The following is a 1889-nucleotide window of genomic DNA, read 5'->3' as shown; positions in this document are numbered from 1 at the left end:
CCATTCGATCGCGACGTCCTCGTTCTCGGCCTCGATGATCCAGAAGCCACCGAGGTACTCGTCGGCCTCGACGAACGGGCCCGGGGTGAGGACGGGGCTGTCTCCGGAGTAGTCCACCGTGGTCGCGGTCGACGGCGGGTTCAGGCCGCCCGCGGTCACGAACGCGCCCGCTTCGATCACGGCGGTGTTGAACGCGCCGACCGCGGCCATGATCTCCTGCAGCTCCGCGGGGTCCACGTTCTCCATCGTGGGCTCCTCGGCGGAGTCGTGGGGGAGGCTCAGGAAGTACTTCGTCATTGTCGTCTCCTCATCGTGGGCGGTGCCGGCGACCGCCGTCTTGATGCTGTGAACGCTATGCGGGGTCCCCTGGTGCCGCATCGGTCATCGTGACCGGTATCCGGCAGACCGGTGACTGGCGCTAGACGAGGTGGGCCAGCTCGCTGCGACCGGTGACACCGAGTTTCGGGTACGCCTTGTAGAGGTGGTGGCCGACGGTCCGCGGGCTGAGGAAGAGCTGCGCGGCGATCTCCTTGTTCGTCTGACCGTCCGCGGCCAGCCGCACAACCTGCAGCTCCTGCGGGGTCAACAGGGTGAGCGGGCCGCTGCGCTGAGGCTCGTCGCTCCGCTCGCCGAAGGCGGCCAGTTCGCCGCGCGCACGCTCGGCCCAGAGCTGCGCGCCGAGACGCTCGAACGCGGACACGGCCGCCGCGAGATGCCCGCGGGCCTCGGTACGGCGGCGCCTGCGGCGCAGCCATTCGCCGTAGACCAGCTGCGTACGGGCGCGCTCATAGGGGCCGCCTTGCCGCTCGTGGAGCCGCAGCGCCTCGGCGTACAGCGCGTCGGCCTCGTCGTCGCCCGCCAGCAGGGCCCGGCAGCGCAGGACGAGCCCAGTGGCGACCGGGCGGTCGACGTGCTCAGCCCAGTGCCGGAAAGCCGCCAGTGGTCCTTCGACGCGGTCCGGCACACCGTTGCGCACGGCTGCTTCCACCAGATCCGGCACCGCCCGCACCAGCAGGTCGCGGCTCGCAGGTCCCTGCGACACTCGATCGAGCCGGTCGAACGCCTCCCCGAACCGCCGGGCGGACAGGTCGAGCATCCCGAGACCCCAGGCCGCGATCTCGGCGTTGACCCGGTGCCGGGCTTCGGCTCGCGGGAGCACCTCCCCTGCAAGAGCCCGGCAGCGTGCCTCGTCACCCGACACCGCGTGCAACCACACCTCCACCGACCGGTGGGCCAGGCTCTCGGTCGTGTTCCGGAGTTCGTCGCTCACGGATACGCCTTCGGCCACACATGCGCGGGCGTCCGCGAACTCGCCTCGGAGCAGCCGCGCCACGGCGAGCACGTTCAGCGTGTACGGGACCCAACCCAACGCCCCGGTGGCCCGCACCTTGGCCAGCATGTCCTCGGTCTCCGCGATGACACGGTCGTCGTCGGCGATCATGAGCCCGCCGAACCCGGCCGTGATGCGGTGCATCAGGTCGTACCCGCCGCCGAGTTCGGTGACGGTGTCGAGTTCGCGCATCGGGCCGACGGCCAGCTCCGGGCGTCCGGCGAAGAGCTCCGCCCACCCGACGAGGGCGGCGACAACGGGCGCCCAGTGCTGCGGCGGGGTGAACCCGCGCATCAGCTCCGCCGCACGCTGCAGGATGTCGTGCGCCGCGCCGTGCCGGGCGGCGTGCACAGTCTCGAACAGCAGGAGCGCGGCGCGCTCCGGATCGGTGTCGCGCATCAACGCCGCGGCCTCGGCCGTCAGCTCCGCATCGGCCCGCGGCGAGGTGCGTTCGTACTCCACGGCGCCACGGGTATAGGTGGCGTCGGCCCGGACGCCCGCGTCGGTGGTGAGCGAGAGCGCTTCTGCCGCCAGCCGGGCCGCGCGGTCGGCTCTGCCC

General features: G+C 71.9%; 2 protein-coding genes. Both read right to left on the bottom strand.

Annotated elements, in window-relative coordinates; genetic code table 11:
• Positions 1–297: YciI family protein (locus ACRDSQ_RS19100; RefSeq protein WP_431422939.1), on the bottom strand; the 297-nt coding region annotated here is incomplete at its 3' end.
• Between the two features lie 121 nt (positions 298–418).
• Positions 419–1889: helix-turn-helix transcriptional regulator (locus ACRDSQ_RS19095; protein ID WP_431422938.1), on the bottom strand; the 1471-nt coding region annotated here is incomplete at its 5' end.

It is taken from the genome of Actinokineospora sp., from assembly GCF_050699995.1.
Taxonomy (GTDB): domain Bacteria; phylum Actinomycetota; class Actinomycetes; order Mycobacteriales; family Pseudonocardiaceae; genus Actinokineospora.
The sequence above is the reverse complement of the archived record's forward strand: the minus strand, read 5'-3'. Positions and strand labels throughout refer to the sequence as shown.